At 59.4% G+C, this 17704-nt stretch carries 19 protein-coding genes; 9 read left to right on the top strand and 10 right to left on the bottom strand.

All coding sequences use genetic code 11. The annotated features are described in order from the left end of the window. The first annotated feature begins 105 nt into the window (after positions 1-105). The gene (gene gabP / locus J3P88_RS00355) at positions 106-1500 is read left to right on the top strand and encodes a GABA permease (RefSeq protein WP_434573375.1); all 1395 of its coding nucleotides are present in this window, start codon (positions 106-108) and stop codon (positions 1498-1500) included. A 120-nt stretch (positions 1501-1620) separates the two neighbouring features. Here the strand turns inward: gabP and J3P88_RS00350 are convergent, their stop codons facing one another. Continuing rightward, complete coding sequence (locus J3P88_RS00350) at positions 1621-2355, bottom strand: response regulator transcription factor (RefSeq protein ID WP_186706455.1); 735 nt, start codon at positions 2353-2355, stop codon at positions 1621-1623. 216 nt (positions 2356-2571) lie between these two features. Between J3P88_RS00350 and J3P88_RS00345 the strand changes: the two genes are divergently transcribed. Beyond that, the gene (locus J3P88_RS00345) at positions 2572-4089 is read left to right on the top strand and encodes an ATP-binding protein (protein ID WP_434573373.1); all 1518 of its coding nucleotides are present in this window, start codon (positions 2572-2574) and stop codon (positions 4087-4089) included. Positions 4090-4290: 201 nt separating this feature from the next. Here J3P88_RS00345 and J3P88_RS00340 read toward each other — a convergent pair whose 3' ends face one another. The 4 genes from J3P88_RS00340 to glyQ all read right to left on the bottom strand — a co-directional run bounded on the left by J3P88_RS00340 (position 4291) and on the right by glyQ (position 8692). Continuing rightward, the gene (locus J3P88_RS00340; RefSeq protein WP_250961599.1) at positions 4291-5070 is read right to left on the bottom strand and encodes a lysophospholipid acyltransferase family protein; all 780 of its coding nucleotides are present in this window, start codon (positions 5068-5070) and stop codon (positions 4291-4293) included. 80 nt (positions 5071-5150) lie between these two features. After that, positions 5151-5684 carry a D-glycero-beta-D-manno-heptose 1,7-bisphosphate 7-phosphatase gene (gene gmhB, locus J3P88_RS00335; RefSeq protein WP_434573370.1) on the bottom strand — a complete coding sequence of 178 codons (534 nt, stop codon included), beginning with the start codon at positions 5682-5684 and terminating at the stop codon, positions 5151-5153. Between the two features lie 3 nt (positions 5685-5687). Continuing rightward, positions 5688-7742, bottom strand: a complete 2055-nt coding sequence (gene glyS / locus J3P88_RS00330) for a glycine--tRNA ligase subunit beta (protein ID WP_434573368.1) — start codon at positions 7740-7742, stop codon at positions 5688-5690. Next, complete coding sequence (gene glyQ / locus J3P88_RS00325; RefSeq protein WP_003177094.1) at positions 7739-8692, bottom strand: glycine--tRNA ligase subunit alpha; 954 nt, start codon at positions 8690-8692, stop codon at positions 7739-7741. Before glyQ ends, glyS begins: the two co-directional genes overlap by 4 nt. Before the next feature lie 81 nt (positions 8693-8773). On the opposite strand from glyQ, the gene J3P88_RS00320 reads away from it, so the two are divergent. Both J3P88_RS00320 and J3P88_RS00315 read left to right on the top strand, forming a co-directional pair. Next, entirely contained in the window at positions 8774-9331 is a 558-nt protein-coding gene (locus J3P88_RS00320; protein ID WP_186706450.1) for a DNA-3-methyladenine glycosylase I, read from the top strand. Positions 9332-9374: 43 nt separating this feature from the next. Beyond that, on the top strand, positions 9375-10262 hold the full coding sequence (locus J3P88_RS00315; protein ID WP_207963584.1) for a lysophospholipid acyltransferase: 888 nt from the start codon (positions 9375-9377) through the stop codon (positions 10260-10262). 12 nt (positions 10263-10274) lie between these two features. On the opposite strand, the gene J3P88_RS00310 is transcribed toward J3P88_RS00315, so the two are convergent. Then, positions 10275-10733, bottom strand: coding sequence for a hypothetical protein (locus J3P88_RS00310; protein WP_434573365.1), 459 nt, complete (start codon positions 10731-10733; stop codon positions 10275-10277). 185 nt (positions 10734-10918) lie between these two features. Here J3P88_RS00310 and J3P88_RS00305 point away from each other — a divergent pair, with 185 nt between their 5' ends. The 3 genes from J3P88_RS00305 to J3P88_RS00295 all read left to right on the top strand — a co-directional run bounded on the left by J3P88_RS00305 (position 10919) and on the right by J3P88_RS00295 (position 13138). Beyond that, positions 10919-11644 (top strand): hypothetical protein, encoded by a 726-nt coding sequence (locus tag J3P88_RS00305; RefSeq protein WP_434573364.1) that lies wholly within the window; start codon positions 10919-10921, stop codon positions 11642-11644. A 187-nt stretch (positions 11645-11831) separates the two neighbouring features. Next, complete coding sequence (locus tag J3P88_RS00300) at positions 11832-12185, top strand: VOC family protein (RefSeq protein ID WP_434573362.1); 354 nt, start codon at positions 11832-11834, stop codon at positions 12183-12185. Positions 12186-12349: 164 nt separating this feature from the next. Then, on the top strand, positions 12350-13138 hold the full coding sequence (locus J3P88_RS00295; RefSeq protein ID WP_186706446.1) for an SDR family NAD(P)-dependent oxidoreductase: 789 nt from the start codon (positions 12350-12352) through the stop codon (positions 13136-13138). A 114-nt stretch (positions 13139-13252) separates the two neighbouring features. Here the strand turns inward: J3P88_RS00295 and J3P88_RS00290 are convergent, their stop codons facing one another. Further along, the gene (locus tag J3P88_RS00290) at positions 13253-13660 is read right to left on the bottom strand and encodes a hypothetical protein (RefSeq protein WP_434573359.1); all 408 of its coding nucleotides are present in this window, start codon (positions 13658-13660) and stop codon (positions 13253-13255) included. Positions 13661-13685: 25 nt separating this feature from the next. After that, positions 13686-14105, bottom strand: a complete 420-nt coding sequence (locus J3P88_RS00285) for an organic hydroperoxide resistance protein (protein ID WP_030139009.1) — start codon at positions 14103-14105, stop codon at positions 13686-13688. Between the two features lie 399 nt (positions 14106-14504). Between J3P88_RS00285 and J3P88_RS00280 the strand changes: the two genes are divergently transcribed. Next, on the top strand, positions 14505-14870 hold the full coding sequence (locus J3P88_RS00280) for an NIPSNAP family protein (protein WP_434573357.1): 366 nt from the start codon (positions 14505-14507) through the stop codon (positions 14868-14870). A gap of 96 nt (positions 14871-14966) precedes the next feature. Here the strand turns inward: J3P88_RS00280 and J3P88_RS00275 are convergent, their stop codons facing one another. Together J3P88_RS00275 and J3P88_RS00270 are read right to left on the bottom strand one after the other, a co-directional pair. Then, positions 14967-16091, bottom strand: a complete 1125-nt coding sequence (locus tag J3P88_RS00275) for a diguanylate cyclase (protein ID WP_434573355.1) — start codon at positions 16089-16091, stop codon at positions 14967-14969. Positions 16092-16278: 187 nt separating this feature from the next. Next, positions 16279-16842: a TetR/AcrR family transcriptional regulator gene (locus tag J3P88_RS00270; RefSeq protein WP_434573353.1), complete on the bottom strand. Its 564-nt coding sequence runs from the start codon at positions 16840-16842 to the stop codon at positions 16279-16281. A 196-nt stretch (positions 16843-17038) separates the two neighbouring features. On the opposite strand from J3P88_RS00270, the gene J3P88_RS00265 reads away from it, so the two are divergent. Continuing rightward, the gene (locus tag J3P88_RS00265; RefSeq protein ID WP_434573351.1) at positions 17039-17689 is read left to right on the top strand and encodes a glutathione S-transferase; all 651 of its coding nucleotides are present in this window, start codon (positions 17039-17041) and stop codon (positions 17687-17689) included. Positions 17690-17704: the final 15 nt, after the last annotated feature.

Genomic DNA, 17704 nt, shown 5'->3' with positions numbered 1-17704 from the left:
CGTAAAACTTGCGTGTTTAATAACATACACATCGTTTTTTTAAATTTACAGGAAACGATGAAATCGAGGTGGTACGAATAAATCCAAATGCCAAGGGTTGTCTCAATGAGTGGTACGCAAACTTCCGATAATCTGACGCAAGGGCTCAAGCCCCGTCATGTGACGATGCTCTCCATCGCCGGTGTGATTGGCGCCGGCCTGTTCGTCGGCTCCGGCCACGCGATCGCTGCGGCCGGTCCCGCCGTGCTGCTGGCCTACGCTGCCGCGGGTGCCTTGGTGGTGCTGGTGATGCGGATGCTCGGCGAAATGGCAGTGGCTTCGCCGGACACCGGCTCCTTCTCGACGTATGCGGACCGAGCGATTGGGCACTGGGCCGGTTTCACCATCGGCTGGCTCTACTGGTGGTTCTGGGTCCTGGTGATTCCGCTGGAGGCCAACGCTGCCGCAACGATTCTTCATGCGTGGTTCCCGGACATTGCAATCTGGGCCTTCACGCTGGTCATTACCCTGCTGTTGACGGTCACCAACCTGTTCAGCGTGAAGAATTACGGCGAGTTCGAATTCTGGTTCGCCCTGGTCAAGGTGCTGGCGATCATTGGCTTCATCGGGCTGGGTGTGATGGCGATCTTTGGTTTTCTGCCCTCCAGCCAGGTCAGCGGCGTTTCGCATCTGTTCGACACCCAGGGCTTCCTGCCCAACGGTATGGGCGCGGTGCTGGGGGCGATCCTGACCACCATGTTTTCGTTCATGGGCACCGAGATCGTGACCATCGCCGCGGCCGAATCGAAGAACCCAGGCCAGCAGATTTCCAAGGCGACCAACTCGGTGATCTGGCGGATTGGCTTGTTCTACCTCGTCTCCATCTTCATCGTCGTGGCCCTGGTGCCGTGGAACGACCCACTCCTGGCCAGCGTCGGCTCCTACCAGACGGTGCTGGAACGCATGGGCATTCCCAATGCCAAGCTGATCGTCGATATCGTGGTGTTGGTGGCGGTCACCAGTTGCTTGAACTCGGCGCTGTACACGGCCTCCCGGATGATGTTCTCGTTAGGCAAGCGCGGTGATGCGCCGGTCGTTTCCCAGCGCACTAACAAGAGCGGTACGCCTTATTGGGCGGTGATGCTGTCAACCGGTGCGGCCTTCCTCGCGGTGTTTGCCAACTACGTGGCACCGGCGGCGGTCTTTGAATTCCTGCTGGCCAGTTCGGGTGCCATTGCGTTGTTGGTGTACCTGGTCATCGCGGTTTCGCAGTTGCGTATGCGCAAGCAACGTATAGCCCGTGGTGAAAAAATCGCCTTCAGCATGTGGCTGTTCCCCGGCCTGACCTACGCGGTGATTATCTTCATCGTCGGGGCTTTGACCATCATGCTGTTCCAGGAAGCCCACCGTGTGGAGATCCTGGCGACGGGGCTGCTCAGCGGGCTGGTGGTCGTGTCCGGATTGCTGATACAGCGCCGCCGGATCGCAAAGGCTGGGAGCCTGGTGCGGACGATCGGCTGATATTCGTTGTGGCGAGGGAGCTTGCTCCCGCTTGAGGACGGAGCACTCACAGAAAAGGGGCTGCTGCGCAGCCCAGCGGGAGCAAGCTCCCTCGCCACAGAGGTATCCAACTGATCTTTTTTAACTTGCGACAGACGCCTCACTCCCCGCCGCGACACTCTCCAACCGATACCCATACCCATAAATCGTCAGCAACTGCCAACCCCGATCCGCCGTCAGCCCGAGCTTGTTGCGCAGACGGTAGATGTGGGTGTCGAGCGGGCGGGACGAGGTCATTTCCTCGTGGGTCCAGAAGCGCTCGTAGAAGTATTCCCGGGACAGCGGTCGGCCGAGGTTGGCGAACAGGCACCGGGCCAGGCGGTATTCCCGTTCGGTCAGGCTGATGGGAATGCCGGCGCGGGTGATGGTCAGTTCGGCGTCGTCGAACGCCAGGTCGTTGAACACCAGCACGTCGCTGGCGGGCGCGCGTTGCAGGTTATGACGGCGCAGCACAGCGGTGACTCGGGCCTTGAGCTCGTTGGGCCTGAAGGGTTTGCTCACATAGTCGTCGGCACCGGCGTTGAGGGCCTGGACGATGTCGTGTTCGCCGTCGCGGCTGGTCAGCATGATGGCGGCCGGTGGCGAATCCATGTGTTCGCGGGTCCAGCGCAGTAGCGAGAGCCCGCTGAGGTCGGGCAGTTGCCAGTCGAGGATCAACAAGTCGAAGGTTTCCCGGCGCAATTGCCGTAACAGGTCTTCGCCTCGCTCAAAGCTGTGCAGGGTCCAGGCTGGCTCGTTCCTGCCGGGGATTTGTTGCAAGGTCTGCTCTACCCGGCGCAGCTCGGCCGGTTCATCGTCCAGTATGGCGACACGCATGGAATGCGATTCCTTGATCTCGAAAATAACGGACATCTTCAGGTGGCAATGAAAGGCCGCCAGGGGCTGATCCATTGACCTGTCGCTGGCTGCGACAATACCGGCTCGCGGCACGGAGGGAAAGGCAGCAGCGCGCCACCCATCGAGTTCGTTATAGTCGTGGGCTTGATACAGACCTGTGAAGAAATCCAGTTCTTGAGTTCGGCCAGGAGGCCTATGAGTAACCAGCGTCGCCGTGAGAGTCGTGAGCCCACCCAGGTCCAGCGGTTGTTCCGCCAGTTGGTGCGGGAGTGGTTGTGGATAAGTCTGCTGCTGTTGCCGTTGACGGCCTTGCTGTCATTGAGCAGCCAATCAACGGGTGACCATTCAGGTGCTGCGTTGTTGTCGGTGTGCCTGGTGGCGGGCGTGTTGGGTTTGTTGCTGTTGCGCCCGCGCCTGGCCCTGTGGACAACCGTGGGCGGCATGAGCCTGGCCTTGCTGATCAGCGCCGTACTGGGTGCGCAGGGTTGGTGGTGGTCGCCCATGGCTAGTGTGCTGGGCATCATGTTCGGCTACTTGATCTGGAATTGGCGGCGCCTGAGTGTGGTGCTGGCCTATTTCGGCTGGGAGCTCGCGCGTCTGGACGCGGAGCCCAAGGTCTTCCCGGAACGTCGTCGTACTTCGTACACCGGCAGCGACCGTTTGCAGGGGCAAATCATGGCCCTGGAACAAGCCATGAGCCGAACCCGCGACACCCGGCGCTTCATCGCCGACGGCCTGGAATACCTGCCCGTGGCGACTATGATCAGCGATCCTCAAGGCAAGTTGCTGCTCGGTAATCGCAAGGCCCGTGAGCTTTTCGGCCATGGCCTGGCGGGCGGCGATGTGCTCGAGCATCTCGCGCAACTGGGTTATCCCGGGTTGGAGCATGGGGCGCATCACCGGTTATCCACACTGCCCTTGGTGGAGTTTCGCGATATTCGCGAGCGCAGCTTGCGCCTGGAACGGGCGGCGCTGTTCCCGGTTGATGGCGATGCGCCGATTGGCTGGTTGCTGAGCCTCACGGATCTGAGCGCCGAACGCGAGGCGGAAGAACAGCGTAGCGTCATGCTGCGTTTCCTCTCCCATGATTTACGCGCGCCTCACTCGGCAATCCTTGCGCTGCTCGATGTGCAGCGGCACCAGGCGGGCGGCGATCATCCGTTGTTCGACCAGATCGAGCGCCAGGTACGTCGCGCGCTGGACCTGACCGAGGGCTTCGTGCAATTGGCCAAGGCGGAATCCGAGGCGTATCAGTTCCAACCCACGCTGTTCGCGATGCTGGTGCTGGATGTGCTCGACCAAGCGCTACCCATCGCCCAGGCAAAGCGCATCCAGTTGGTTCATGAACTGGAAGATGAAGAGGCGATGGTGAGGGCGGATCAATCGTTGCTGACCCGTGCGCTGTTCAATCTGCTGGAAAATGCCATCAAGTACAGCCCGCCCGACGCCTGCATTTCCCTGCAGGTGCATTGCGCGTCGGGCTGGTTGATCTGCAATGTCGCCGACCAGGGCAAAGGCATCAGCGCCGAAGAACTGCCGGACCTGTTCAGCCAGTATCGACGATTTTCGTCGGCCCAAGGGGTGGATGGCATTGGCCTGGGATTATCGATGGTCAAGGCCGTGGTGGACCATCACGAGGGGAAAATCGAGTGCCACAGCGTAGTGGGCAAGGGGACGACGTTCAGCCTGCGCTTCCCGCTGTTGGAAGAATGAAGATCGCAGCCTTCGGCAGCTCCTACAGGATTGGATTACAACCTGTAGGAGCTGCCGAAGGCTGCGATCTTTTGAGTGCTATAAAAACTTATGCACCTGAACACGGCTTTTATGTGTTTAGGAAATATGTATTAAAAACAAATACATACAGCATAAAAACAACGAATTCCGAAAAAACGGTACACAGGTTATCCACAGATCTCAAACAGCGGCTTGTTCCGTAGGGACTTCCGCCACAGGGCCGGGAGGAAGCGAGCCCATGTCCCGTTGTGCCTGTTCATTCCAGGCTTGTACGCGGTCATTGAGCTCGGCGATGGCGCGGGGGCCAGTGCCTTCGGCATACATCGGCGCGCCGATCACCACGGTGATGACCCCCGGCGTCCTGATCCAGCCAGCCTTTGGCCAGAATTTGCCAGCATTGTGTGCAATCGGCAGCACCGGAAGTTCAGCGTTCACCGCCAATGCGGAACCGCTGCGGGAGAACTTTCCAACCGTCCCGTAAGGAACACGGGTGCCCTCGGGAAAGATCAGCACCCAGGTATTGTCCCTCAGCAGCTCATCACCCTTCTTCGCCACTTGCTTGAGCGCCAGTTTGGGGTTGTCGCGATCGATGGCAATCGGGCGCAGCATCGCCATGGCCCAGCCGAAGAACGGTACGAACAGCAGTTCACGCTTGAGAACCTGACTCAACGGCTCGAAATAGGCCGAGAGAAAGAACGTCTCCCAGGTGCTCTGGTGGTTGGACTGAATGACGCAGGGCCGGTCCGGCACGTTCTCGGCGCCCTTCACTTCATAGCGAATGCCCAGGAACACCTTGCTCAGCCACAGTGCGCAGCGGCACCAGTACACGTTGATGAAACGGTAGCGCGCCCGGAACGGCAAAAAAGGCGCGATAAAAAAACTCAAGGAACACCACAACAAGGAACTGGTGCCCAGCAGCAGGTAAAAGAGGAAGCTTCTGATGGCCTGCAATATCGACATAGCGGCGTTTACCGTTGCGGGCACTGCCCGCCTGTTTAAGCGCTTCCCGAACAGTCCTTGATCAGGATGTCTTGGGAGCTCTAATTGTGGATAAGTTCAGCGGCAATCGCCGCCAGGTCGTCAAAAATCAAGGTGCCCACCGGCAGGGTCTTGCCCAGAGTCTTCTCGCCTTTCCCGGTCTTTACCAAAACTGGCTGACAATCGACGGCCTTGGCCGCCTCCAGGTCACCGAGACTGTCACCGACGAACCACACACCTGCCAAAGCCACATCGTAATGCGCGGCAATGGTTTTCAACATGCCCGGCTTGGGCTTGCGGCAATCGCAGCCGTCGTCCGGCCCATGCGGGCAATAGACGATCAAGCCGACTTCCCCGCCCTGCTCCGCCACGAGGGCGCGCAAGCGCTCGTGCATGGCGTCCAGGACCGTGAGGTCATAGTAACCGCGGCCAATGCCCGACTGGTTGGTGGCCACCGCCACCGTCCAGCCGGCCTTGCTCAACTGCGCGATGGCTTCGATCGATCCGGGCAGCGGCAGCCACTCCTCCACCGATTTGATGTAAGCGTCGGAGTCGTGATTGATCACCCCGTCCCGATCGAGAATCAGCAGTTTCAAGCGTTACCCCAGCAGCGAAATATCGGCGACGCCGAGGAACAGCCCACGCAGACGCGCCAGCAGCGCGTAACGGTTGGCCCGTACTTTGGGGTCTTCGGCATTGACCATCACCGCCTCGAAAAACGCATCCACCGGCTCGCGCAGTGCCGCCAGGCGCGCCAGGGTTTCGCTGTACTGACGCGCTGCCGCCATCGGCTGGACCGCCTGGTCCGCCTGTTGGATCGCCGAATACAGGGAGAACTCGTTGGCATTGTCGAAGTACTTGGCTTCGACGGTGGCCGCGATATTGCCTTCGGCCTTGCCCAGCAGGTTCGACACGCGCTTGTTCACCGCCGCCAACGCTGCCGCTTCCGGCAATTTGCGGAACGCCTGCACCGCTTGTACGCGCTGGTCGAAGTCCAGGGCGGAGCCCGGCTTCAGGGCACGCACCGACAGGTAGGTCGCAACGTCGACGCCTTCATCTTCATAACGCGCACGCAGACGGTCGAAGATGAATTCCAGCACCGCATCGGCCAGGCCGGCGGCCTTGACCTTGCTGCCGAACGCATTGACGGCGAACGCCACGGCGTCGTTCAGGTCCAGGTCCAATTGCTTGTCGATCAGGATCCGCAACACGCCCAGCGCCGCGCGACGCAAGGCATACGGGTCTTTGCTGCCGGTGGGCAGCATGCCGATGCCGAAGATGCCCACCAGGGTGTCGAGCTTGTCGGCGATTGCCACGGCCGCACCGGTCAGGGTGGTCGGCAGCTCAGCGCCGGCACCGCGGGGCATGTACTGCTCGTTCAGTGCCAGGGCCACATCCTGCGGTTCGCCATCGTTGAGGGCGTAGTAGTAACCGGCGACGCCTTGCATCTCCGGGAACTCACCGACCATTTCGGTGGACAGGTCGCACTTGGACAGGATGCCGGCACGGGCGGCGCGCTGGGCATCGCCGCCGATGCGTGGGGCGATGAACGCGGCCAGTTTGGACACGCGCTCGGCCTTGTCGTAGACGCTGCCGAGTTTCTCCTGGAACACCACGTTGCGCAGGCGCTCGTTGAAACTTTCCAGGGGTTGTTTCTTGTCTTGCTTGAAGAAGAACTCGGCATCGGTCAGGCGCGGGCGAACGACTTTTTCGTTACCGGCGATGATCTGCTGCGGGTCCTTGCTTTCGATGTTGGCGACCGTGATGAAGCGCGGCAGCAACTTGCCTTCGGCGTCCAGCAGGCAGAAGTACTTCTGGTTGTCCTGCATGGTGGTGATCAGTGCTTCCTGCGGCACTTCAAGGAAACGTTCCTCGAACGAGCACACCAGCGGCACCGGCCATTCCACCAGCGCGGTCACCTCGTCCAGCAAGCTGGCCGGCACGATGGCGGTGCCTTCCTGCAGGGTGGCCAGCTCTTCGGTGCGCTTGCTGATCAGCTCGCGGCGCTCGTTGGCGTCGGCCAGCACGTAGGCGGCACGCAGGTCGGCCAGGTAGTTGGCCGGCGAGGTGATGCGCACGCTTTGCGGGTGATGGAAGCGGTGACCGCGGGAATCGCGACCGGCCTTCTGGGCCAGGATCGTGCAATCGATGACCTGGTCACCGAGCAGCATGACCAGCCACTGAGTTGGACGTACGAACTCTTCCTTGCGCGCAGCCCAGCGCATGCGCTTGGGGATCGGCAAGTCATTGAGCGAGTCTTCGACGATGGTCGGCAACAGGCTGGCGGTCGGCTTGCCCTTGATGCTCTGGCTGTAGCGCAGCTTCGGACCGCTCTGGTCGATTTCGCTCAGGTCCACGCCGCACTTCTTGGCGAAGCCCAGGGCGGCCTGGGTCGGGTTGCCGTCGGCATCGAACGCGGCCTGGCGCGGCGGGCCATCGAGGTTGATGCTGCGGTCCGGCTGTTGGGTCGCCAGGGCGGTGATCAGCACGGCCAGGCGGCGCGGCGCGGCGTACACCTGTTTGGCTTCGTAGCTCAGGCCGGCGGCTTGCAGGCCCTTGTCGATACCGGCCAGGAACGCATCGGCCAGGGTGTTCAGGGCTTTGGGTGGCAGTTCTTCGGTGCCCAGTTCAACCAGAAAATCTTGAGCACTCATTGTGCAGCCTCCAGCTTAGCCAACACTTCATCACGCAGGTCCGGGGTCGCCATCGGGAAGCCCAGCTTGGCACGGGCCAGCAGGTAGGCTTGCGCAACAGAACGCGCCAGGGTGCGTACACGCAGGATGTATTGCTGGCGCGCGGTCACGGAAATCGCCCGGCGTGCGTCCAGCAGGTTGAAGGTATGGGACGCCTTCAACACCATTTCATAGCTCGGCAACGGCAGCGGCTGGTCCAGCTCGATCAGGCGCTTGGCTTCGCTCTCATAGAAATCGAACAGCTCGAACAGCTTCTCGACGTTGGCGTGTTCGAAGTTGTAGGTGGACTGCTCCACTTCGTTCTGGTGGAACACGTCGCCGTAGGTCACTTTGCCGAACGGGCCGTCGGCCCACACCAGGTCGTAGACCGAATCCACGCCCTGCAGGTACATGGCCAGGCGTTCCAGGCCATAGGTGATCTCGCCGGTAACCGGGTAGCACTCGATGCCGCCCGCTTGCTGGAAGTAAGTGAACTGAGTCACTTCCATGCCGTTGAGCCAGACTTCCCAGCCCAGGCCCCAGGCGCCCAGGGTTGGCGATTCCCAGTTGTCTTCGACGAAACGAATGTCGTGCACCAGCGGGTCGAGGCCGACGTGCTTGAGGGAGCCCAGGTACAGTTCCTGGAAGTTTTCCGGGTTCGGCTTCAGCACCACCTGGAACTGGTAGTAGTGCTGCAGGCGGTTCGGGTTTTCGCCGTAGCGGCCGTCAGTCGGGCGGCGGCTGGGCTGCACATAAGCGGCGTTCCAGGTTTCCGGGCCGATGGCACGCAGAAACGTGGCAGTGTGGAAAGTGCCGGCGCCTACTTCCATATCGTAGGGCTGAAGTACCACGCAACCTTGCTCGGCCCAGTATTGCTGGAGGGCGAGGATCAAGTCTTGGAAGGTACGCACGGCTGGCGTAGGCTGGCTCACGAAATTCACCTGTTTCTTGGGCTGCGATTTAAAGAGCGGGAGTATACCCGATTCGTTCGTGCGCACGCCCCCTGGAGCCTTATGCCACGCTGCTTTTGGTGTTCTGACGATCCGTTGTACATGGCTTATCACGATCAGGAGTGGGGCACGCCGCTGCGCGATGCGCAGGGTTTGTTCGAGTTGCTTTTGCTCGAAGGGTTCCAGGCCGGGTTGTCCTGGATCACCGTTTTGCGCAAACGCGAGCGCTACCGGGAAGTGTTGTACGGCTTCGATGTGCAGCGGGTGGCGCAAATGAGCGATGCGGAAATCGATGAACTGATGCTCGACCCCGGTATCATCCGCAACCGTCTCAAGCTCAAGGCCGCCCGCCGCAATGCGCAGGCCTGGCTGGCGCTGGAAGACCCGGTGGCGTTCCTCTGGTCGTTCGTGGGCGACCAACCCATCATCAATCATTTCAAGGACCGCACCGAAGTGCCGGCCATCACGCCCGAGGCAGTGGCGATGAGCAAAGGCCTGAAGAAAGCCGGATTCACTTTCGTCGGCCCGACCATTTGTTATGCGTTGATGCAGGCCTCGGGCATGGTCATGGACCACACCCAGGACTGCGACCGCTACGCCGAGTTGGTAAACGGCGGTTAGAATAGCCGGCTCGCAACACGGCCCATACATTCAGGAGTGACCTGTGGATAAGTTGAAAGGCGCCTTGCTGGTCGGCGCTCTGCGGTTGTTTGCGCTGCTGCCCTGGCGAGCGGTGCAGGCAGTGGGTTCGGCGATTGGCTGGCTCATGTGGAAATTTCCCAACCGTTCCCGCGACGTGGTGCGGATCAACCTCGCCAAGTGCTTTCCCGAGATGGACCCGGCCGAGCGCGAACGCCTGGTGGGCCAGAGCCTCAAGGACATCGGCAAATCCCTGACCGAAAGCGCCTGCGCCTGGATCTGGCCGGCCCAGCGTTCCATCGAACTGGTGCGCGAAGTCGAAGGCCTGGAAGTGCTGAAAGAAGCCCTGGCTTCCGGAAAAGGCGTGGTTGGCATCACCAGCCACCTGGGCAATTGGGAAGTGCTCAACCACTTCTATTGCAGCCAGTGCAAACCGATCATTTTCTACCGTCCGCCCAAGCTCAAGGCGGTGGATGAACTGCTGCAAAAACAACGCGTACAGTTGGGCAACAAAGTCGCGGCGTCGACCAAGGAAGGCATTCTCAGCGTCATCAAGGAAGTGCGCAAAGGCGGCCAGGTGGGCATTCCCGCCGACCCGGAACCGTCCGAATCCGCCGGCATCTTCGTGCCCTTCTTCGCCACCCAGGCCCTGACCAGCAAGTTCGTGCCGAACATGCTGGCTGGCGGTAAAGCAGTCGGCGTGTTCCTTCATGCCCTGCGCCTGCCGGACGGCTCGGGCTACAAAGTCATCCTCGAAGCCGCCCCGGACGCGATGTACAGCACCGACACCGAAACCTCGTGCGCCGCCATGAGCCAAGTGGTGGAGCGCTATGTACGGGCCTACCCAAGCCAGTACATGTGGAGCATGAAACGCTTCAAGAAACGCCCGCCGGGCGAGGCGCGGTGGTACTGAAGGCCTGTTGCTTCATATGAGCGAGGCGGCTTGGGATTTATGGTGGATGCAGAAACTGTGAACACCCAAGACCCCGGTGGGAACCGAGCTTGCTCGCGATAGCGGTGGGTCTGCCTGCATCGATGTTGAATGTGCCACCGCCATCGCGAGCAAGCTCAGCTCCCACAGTTTTTCCAAGTCATTCACAGGCATCGCATCCATCCCAAATCCCTGTGGGAGCGAGCCTGCTCGCGATAGCGGTGGGTCTGCCTGCATCGATGTTAAATGCGCCGCCGCCATCGCGAGCAAGCTTAGCTTCCACAGTTTTTCCAGGTCATTCACAGGCATCGCATCCATCCCAAATCCCTGTGGGAGCGAGCCTGCTCGCGATAGCGGTGGGTCTGCTTGCATCGATGTTGAATGCGCCGCCGCCATCGCGAGCAAGCTCAGCTCCCACAATTTTTCCAGGTCATTCACACGCATCACATCCATCCCAAATCCCTGTGGGAGCGAGCCTGCTCGCGATAGCGCCCCGTCAGCCGCCGCATAACCACGGACGCCACTCTCCTGTGGCGAGGGAGCTTGGCTCCCGCCGGGCTGCGCAGCAGCCCTCGCTCCTAAAGCTCGGTCCCCCGCTGTCGATAACCCGATGTATCCGCCAATCATGGACCGATGAAATGGAATTCTCAGTTAGCTCTGCCGCTATCGCTCCCGCCAACACCAACCTCACCCGCTCCGACCAGAAGCTGGTAACCAATCCTCCCGCAGACGCCGTAAAGCAGCTGGCAAACGCCGGCCCTGCAGCGATCTACCACCCCAGTGACGACGCCCAGATCATGGTGGAATCGCCAGTGGTCATCGAAACCTGGGTCGGTCGCTCCCAATCGCCAGACTTCCCTCGATTCGCCGCACTTGCCGAGAGCGCGAAAAACACCCTGAAGACCTCTTTCGAGACCTTCCAGTCAACGCTGTCGGCAACCCATCCGGACCTGGCCGGCAAGAAGTACGGCTTCACCGTCGAGGCCGATGGCCGACTCAAGGTGCTCAACACGGCCGGCCAACTCAGCAGCGCAGACACCCAGCGGCTGACCGATTTGCTCAATGAATCCAGCGACCTGAAAACCGCAGCCGTTGCGTTCCGCGACGCCTCTATCGACATGGTCGACGCCGACTCGCCCTGGTCCGGCAGCTACTTGGGCCGCTACAACCTGACCAAGGAAAACTTCGCCAACACCATCGACTTGGCGCCGATGCTCAAACCCAGAGGCTCGGTGTCTCCCCAGGAGTTTTCGGACGGGTTGTTTTTCAACCAACTGGCCTACAAAGGCGAACGGGCGACGCGAGAGACCGAAGCCGCGATGCTTGCACGGCGTGCTGCACAGCGATTCAGCGCGCAGGCCTGAAAGGTTGGTCTACCGAATCTTGTGGCGAGGGAGCTTGCTCCCGTTGGGCTGCGCAGCAGCCCCACCCCATGAGCAAACACCACCAACCCCTGTGGGAGCGAGCTTGCTCGCGAAGAGGCCGGCACATTTACATGAATGTCGGCTGATGCCCTAAGCTTGCTTGTCCCCACTCGCCAAGGAAGCATCAATGGGCATTCGCGGAAAAGACCGTCAGATCGATAACATCGAGTTCAATGTCAACGACATCGCCCGAAGCAAAGACTTCTATGGCGGTGTGTTTGGCTGGAATTTCGTCGACTACGGCCCGACCTACACCGAATTCAGCGACGGTCGCCTGACCGGTGGCTTCACGACCGGCGAACCGGTGCGCCCGGGCGGCCCGTTGATCATCTTGTACGCCGATGACCTTGAAGCCACTCAATCCAGGCTCGAAGCCGCAGGGGCGACCATCTGCCGTGAAGTGTTCGCTTTTCCGGGTGGCCGACGTTTCCACTTTATCGATCCGGATGGTTATGAACTGGCCGTGTGGTCGGCTTCCTGATGACTGACTGATCACAAAGAGGCGCAAAGCCTCAATTGTGTCCATGATTAAAGACCTGCGATATCGGCGACGTCGGGATGGCAACGCCATCTCTACGTCCGTTGGATGACTGTCCAGCCAGAACGATCGCACTTCCTCTGGTCTATTCATCAAGGAGTCCCCTCATGAACATCGACTTCACCGGACGTCACGTCCTGGTCACCGGTTCCACCAGCGGTATAGGTTTTGCGACCGCCAAAGGCTTCCTGGAAGCCGGCGCCCACGTGGTCATCAACGGTCGCAGCGAGAGCAGTGTGGAGGATGCGTTGCAACGCTTGGGCACCCTCTCTTCAAGGGCGACTGGCTTTGTCGGCGATCTCAGCCATGAGTCCGGTTGCCAGGCACTCGTCACCAAGCACCCAAGCTTCGATATCGTCATCAACAACCTGGGCATTTTCAAACAGCAAGACTTCTTCGAAACGCCAGACAGCGAATGGCAGCGCTTCTTCGAAACCAACGTAATGTCCGGCGTGCGAATTTCCAGGGCCTACGCCCAGGGCATGGTCGAGCGCGGTTGGGGGCGGATTGTGTTTATCTCGTCGGAATCGGGCGTGAACATTCCTGCCGACATGATCCACTACGGCTTCACCAAAACCGCGCAACTGTCCATCGCTCGCGGCCTGGCCAAGCGCCTCGCCGGCACGGGTGTGACGGTGAACTCGGTGTTGCCAGGGCCGACCCTTTCCGAAGGCGTTGCCCAGATGCTCCAGGCAGACGTCGAGCGCAGCGGGGAAAGCCTGGAAAAGGTCGCGGCAGATTTCGTCAACGAGCACCGCAGCACCTCGATCATCCAGCGCGCGGCGCGCGTCGAGGAAGTCGCCAACATGATCATCTACGCCAGTTCGGAACAGGCCTCGGCCACCACCGGAGCGGCGCTGCGCGTCGATGGCGGTGTGGTGGATAGCATCGTCTAGGACTTATGCCACGTTGAAAAAAAACGCCGCTTCCTCGTGAGAGATAAGCGGCGCTTTTGTTTTGGAAGCAACATGGGTGGGTTCGACCGGCTTTCGGAGTGGTGAAGGGATCGTTCAGCTCACTCTGTTTTCCATCAGACGATCCGAGCCGCCTTCGGCCACGCGGTTTTCGATCAGTCGATCCGAGCCACCTTCGGCGACACGGTTGTGGATCAGTCGATCCGAGCCACCTTCGGCTATGCGGTTTTGGATCAGTCGATCCGAGCCGCCCTCGGCTATGCGGTTTTGGATCAGTCGATCCGAGCCGCCCTCCGCTATGCGGTTTTGGATCAGTCGATCGGAGCCGCCTTCAGCGACGCGGTTCTGGATCAATCGATCCGAGCCACCTTCAGCGACACGGCTTTCGATCAGGCGATCCGAACCACCCTCAGCGAACGTAGGTTGAACAAAAGAAGTCGCAAACGCGTTGCTGAGCGACAGCGCCAGAAGCGAGCCAACGAGAGTTTTGCCGAGAGTGTTCATGTCCTGATCCTTTAGATGATGTGAGTTAGACGGTCACGTGCAAACGGACGTCGACGTTGCCGCGAGTCGCGTTGGAGTACGGGCAAACCTGGTGAGCCGCGTCGACCAGCGCTTGAGCATCGGCTTGATCCAGGCCTGGCAGGCTGATGTGCAGGTCGATGTCCAGGCCGAAACCGCCAGGGATCTGGCCGATGCCGACGTGTGCCGTGATCGAGGCGTCAGCAGGAATGCTGCGTTTGCTCTGGCTGGCGACAAACTTCAATGCGCCGATGAAGCAGGCCGAGTAGCCGGCGGCGAACAACTGCTCAGGGTTGGTAGCTTCACCACCAGCGCCGCCCAGGGCTTTTGGAGTGGCCAGTTTCACGTCGAGAATCTTGTCGCTGGAAACAGCACGGCCATCACGGCCACCGGTGGAGGTTGCGACTGCGGTGTAGAGAACGTTCATGGTGTTTCCTCGCTTGCTGATGGGTTTGATCGATTTAGTTTGGCGCTAAATGTTTGCGCGCTAACTAGTTGCGATAAAGTTAACGGATGAATAATTTGCGCGCAAGATAAATTTTGGAAAATCTTTTGAATCTGAATTAACTAGTTGATATGGAAGGAAATTTATTTTTTAGGCTTTGCAGTATCGCCAGCCCGCGTGAGCCGCGAGGTGAAGCAAGGGGAGGACGCGCCTAGGGAATCAGCAGGGCCCGCGCAATTGCAGACTCTCAAAGGGAGGGAAACTCACAGGCCGATGATGGGCTTCTCGATCATCCAACGCGTGCCGTAACGCAGCTCGCCCTGATGGCGTAAGCTGAAATGCGCGGATGCTCCCGTGGAAACGCCACATGGAAGATTTGGAATGACTCGAATTATTGAAATCCTGACGTACACCTTAAGCCCAGGATCGGGATTGGATTTTCACAAAGTAATGCAGAATGTCAGTGTTCCGCTTCACCTGGAGGCGGGCATGGATGTCGTTTCTTATGGCTGCTCATTACATGATAGTGACAGCTATCACCTGATTCGCTCCTATGAAAACGAAAGCCATCGCCAGGTATCTCAAGCAGTTTTTTATGCAAGCGCTGCCTGGAAGCAGGGTCCGAGAGAAGACATCATCAGTCGGATTGAAACCAGTACAACGATCGTTATGGCGCTCGCTCAAGACGCAATTGATGCCATCAGAGCTTCCATAGACCTGTCTAAAGCCGAAGCTCGATCCGCGTAGCCGACATCGACAAAGGCAGGCCCAGTCTATTGAGATCGTTCCCAGGCAGAGCGTGAGGAACGATCGAATTCCGACTGTTAATACAAATCAACCCAACTAAGCAACCGCCACTCGATTACGCCCCAACGCCTTCGCCCGATACAGGGCCTTATCCGCATCGTTCATCAAGCTGTGAAGGTCCTTATTACAGGCCCCCGTCGACGCCACGCCAAGGCTGGCGGATATGCCCTGAACAGGCTCGATCACCAAGCCCGAAATCGTATCGATGAGCTGTTCTGCAATTTGGGTCGCGACTTCGATGGACGTATCCGGAAGCAGAATGGCGAACTCTTCCCCACCGAGTCGTCCGTGGATATCGGTTGCCCTAAATGATGAACTGATCACCGTCCCCATCTCGCGTAAAACCTGGTCTCCCACTTGATGGCCGTAGGTGTCGTTGATGTGCTTGAAGTGATCCATGTCCAACATGACGGCGCACAACCCTAACCGGCTGCTCTTACATTCGTCATATAGCTGCTGGGCATGCTCGAAAAAAGCCCGCCGACTCTTCAGGCCGGTCAGTTCATCGGTTTGTGCGGCACGGGTCGAAATGCTGTTCGCCTGTTCCATTTCACGGGTGAGTCGAAAGGCGATTTCCAGTGCCTCGGACATTTTGTGCGTGGCCCGGGCGGCAAATGCCGCAAACACCAGGATCGAAAGGGCCATGCCGACTTGAATCGGCGACGGTTGAAACAGCAGCCAGGCGGTGCAAGGGAACAGCACCACGCCAATGGAAGCCAGCGTCATGTCGCGGTAAGCCGAATAGCAGGACACCGCGCTGACGGACATTCCGACGGTGAAGAGCATGACCAACGCCTGGGACAACAGATCATCCGCCGGCATGAGCACAAACGCCCCGCCGCCCCAGATGCTGGCGGATAACACCAGCGTGACCCAGTATCGGCGCTCCCAGCGTTGCGGTGTACGTTCACTTTCGTCGCTGCGGAAATAGGCGACAAACATCGCGATACGCAACAGCGTCGATGCGGTCAGGATGGCAATCCACCAAAAAATGACGCTGTGCTCAAACCGATCCCAACACAGCCAACTCAGCATGATGGCAGCCAGGTAACTGCCGAAAACCGCAGAAACGGACTGGCGAAACAGTTGCTGCAATCGGTCCGTTCGCACCTGCTCGGCTATGAAAGAAGCCTGGCCGTTCCGAGATCTTGGGCCATCCATTTGATCCACCTGATCGTGACGCAACGAAAACGGCGATTGTGGCACCCTGCCACCAACGCAAACAACTGAATTACACCCAAGGCCCCGATTGAACCGAAACCCCGTGGCGAGGGAGCTTGCTCCCGCTGGGCTGCGCAGCAGCCCCAACCATTCCTACAAACAAACTGCATCATCTTCTTTACAGGAATCAGGCCGGGATCAATCCTGCCTCCCGGTAGCTCAAAATCAGATCATCGAACAGACCGACATCCGCCCGAGTCCGCGCGATTAACTGAGCACCCGCCACAGCGGTGTAAATGGCCAGGGCTCTACGTTCACACTCCGCTGCGCTGCCCATTCCGGCATCCGCCAACACCTGGGCGAGCCACGTTACGTTAACGTCCGCAAATGCCCGGATTTCCCGCAAGACTTCATCGGGAAGGTCCTCGTATTCGGCGGCCATGAAGCTGGACAGACACAGCCTGTTGCCGTCCTCAAGCGATTTTCGAAAAAGGGACGGGTACAGCTGCAAGCACACTTTTGGCTCGGCATTGGCGGCGCGTATCTCGTCTAGTGCCCGCTGCACGTCCCGCCAATAGCGTTCCGCGACCGCAGCAGCCAACCCCGCCTTGCTCGGAAAGTGGTAGTAAATGCTGGCGTTCTTGATGCCTACTTGGTCGGCAATGCTACGGAAATTGATCCCGCTGTAACCGTGCAGTTGGGCAGCGGATTTCGCCGCCGCCAAGATGGCTTCTCGAGCATTTTCGTTCACGTTGCAGCCTCGTTTACCTAGTCGATGCACTCATTTGAATGCGATTCTACGCCCAGATTCGCTTACCTGCCAATTGTCAGGTAGGGGATTGACAGTGCCAAAATATCGGTCCAGTCTTTTACCTACCAATTGACAGGCAGGTATTCCAATCATGTCTTCTTCACATCCACACGCTGACATTTCCACGGTTCCTGAAATGAAAATCTACGATTGGTTCAACGGCCCCTACCCCGCCCGCGTGCGCATTGCACTGGCGGAAAAAGGCCTGTTGCCAAAAATCGAATTCATTCCAGTGAATCTCTGGACCGGTGAGCATAAGAAACCGGAATTCCGCGCCATCAACTACTCGGGGACATTGCCCGTCCTGGAGCTGAGCGATGGGACGCGGATCGCCGAATGCACGGCGATTACCCAGTACCTGGACAGCCTGGTCGGCGAACCGACGCTGACGGGCGAAACGCCTGTTGAAAAAGGCCTCATCCACATGATGACCAAGCGTGCCGAGATCGAGTTTCTCGACGCCGTCAGCACATACTTCCACCATGCCACGCCGGGCCTCGGCCCAGAGGTCGAGCTGTACCAGAATGCCGAGTGGGGCGGCCGGATGCGCGATAAGGCGATCAGAGGTATGCGCTATTTCGACAACTTGCTCAAAGACCAGCCCTTTGTGGCGGGCGACAGATTTTCGATGGCCGACATTGCGGTATTGGGCGGCATGATCTTCGCCTCGCTGGTGCAGCTCCCCGTGCCTGATGAATGTGCCGCACTGCGCGCGTGGCACGCCAGGATGCAAGAACGTCCTAGTGTCCAAACATGGCGCGCGATGGTCGAGCGTGGCGCTGCGTAGCACGGATCACAAAGA

This window comes from Pseudomonas sp. Z3-6 (assembly GCF_051131985.1).
Classification (GTDB): Bacteria; Pseudomonadota; Gammaproteobacteria; order Pseudomonadales; family Pseudomonadaceae; genus Aquipseudomonas; species Aquipseudomonas zanjanensis.
The sequence above is the reverse complement of the archived record's forward strand: the minus strand, read 5'-3'. Positions and strand labels throughout refer to the sequence as shown.

What these genes read in the sequence shown, in the direction of transcription:
- gabP (WP_434573375.1), top strand. Translation starts at nt 106, where the DNA reads ATGAGTGGTACGCAAACTTCCGATAATCTGACGCAAGGGCTCAAGCCC.
- J3P88_RS00310 (WP_434573365.1), bottom strand. Translation starts at nt 10,733, where the DNA reads ATGGATGTGATGCGTGTGAATGACCTGGAAAAATTGTGGGAGCTGAGC.
- J3P88_RS00345 (WP_434573373.1), top strand. Translation starts at nt 2,572, where the DNA reads ATGAGTAACCAGCGTCGCCGTGAGAGTCGTGAGCCCACCCAGGTCCAG.
- J3P88_RS00280 (WP_434573357.1), top strand. Translation starts at nt 14,505, where the DNA reads ATGACTCGAATTATTGAAATCCTGACGTACACCTTAAGCCCAGGATCG.
- J3P88_RS00350 (WP_186706455.1), bottom strand. Translation starts at nt 2,355, where the DNA reads ATGCGTGTCGCCATACTGGACGATGAACCGGCCGAGCTGCGCCGGGTA.
- glyS (WP_434573368.1), bottom strand. Translation starts at nt 7,742, where the DNA reads ATGAGTGCTCAAGATTTTCTGGTTGAACTGGGCACCGAAGAACTGCCA.
- J3P88_RS00320 (WP_186706450.1), top strand. Translation starts at nt 8,774, where the DNA reads ATGCCACGCTGCTTTTGGTGTTCTGACGATCCGTTGTACATGGCTTAT.
- J3P88_RS00300 (WP_434573362.1), top strand. Translation starts at nt 11,832, where the DNA reads ATGGGCATTCGCGGAAAAGACCGTCAGATCGATAACATCGAGTTCAAT.
- J3P88_RS00290 (WP_434573359.1), bottom strand. Translation starts at nt 13,660, where the DNA reads ATGAACACTCTCGGCAAAACTCTCGTTGGCTCGCTTCTGGCGCTGTCG.
- J3P88_RS00275 (WP_434573355.1), bottom strand. Translation starts at nt 16,091, where the DNA reads ATGGATGGCCCAAGATCTCGGAACGGCCAGGCTTCTTTCATAGCCGAG.
- J3P88_RS00285 (WP_030139009.1), bottom strand. Translation starts at nt 14,105, where the DNA reads ATGAACGTTCTCTACACCGCAGTCGCAACCTCCACCGGTGGCCGTGAT.
- J3P88_RS00295 (WP_186706446.1), top strand. Translation starts at nt 12,350, where the DNA reads ATGAACATCGACTTCACCGGACGTCACGTCCTGGTCACCGGTTCCACC.
- J3P88_RS00265 (WP_434573351.1), top strand. Translation starts at nt 17,039, where the DNA reads ATGAAAATCTACGATTGGTTCAACGGCCCCTACCCCGCCCGCGTGCGC.
- J3P88_RS00305 (WP_434573364.1), top strand. Translation starts at nt 10,919, where the DNA reads ATGGAATTCTCAGTTAGCTCTGCCGCTATCGCTCCCGCCAACACCAAC.
- J3P88_RS00340 (WP_250961599.1), bottom strand. Translation starts at nt 5,070, where the DNA reads ATGTCGATATTGCAGGCCATCAGAAGCTTCCTCTTTTACCTGCTGCTG.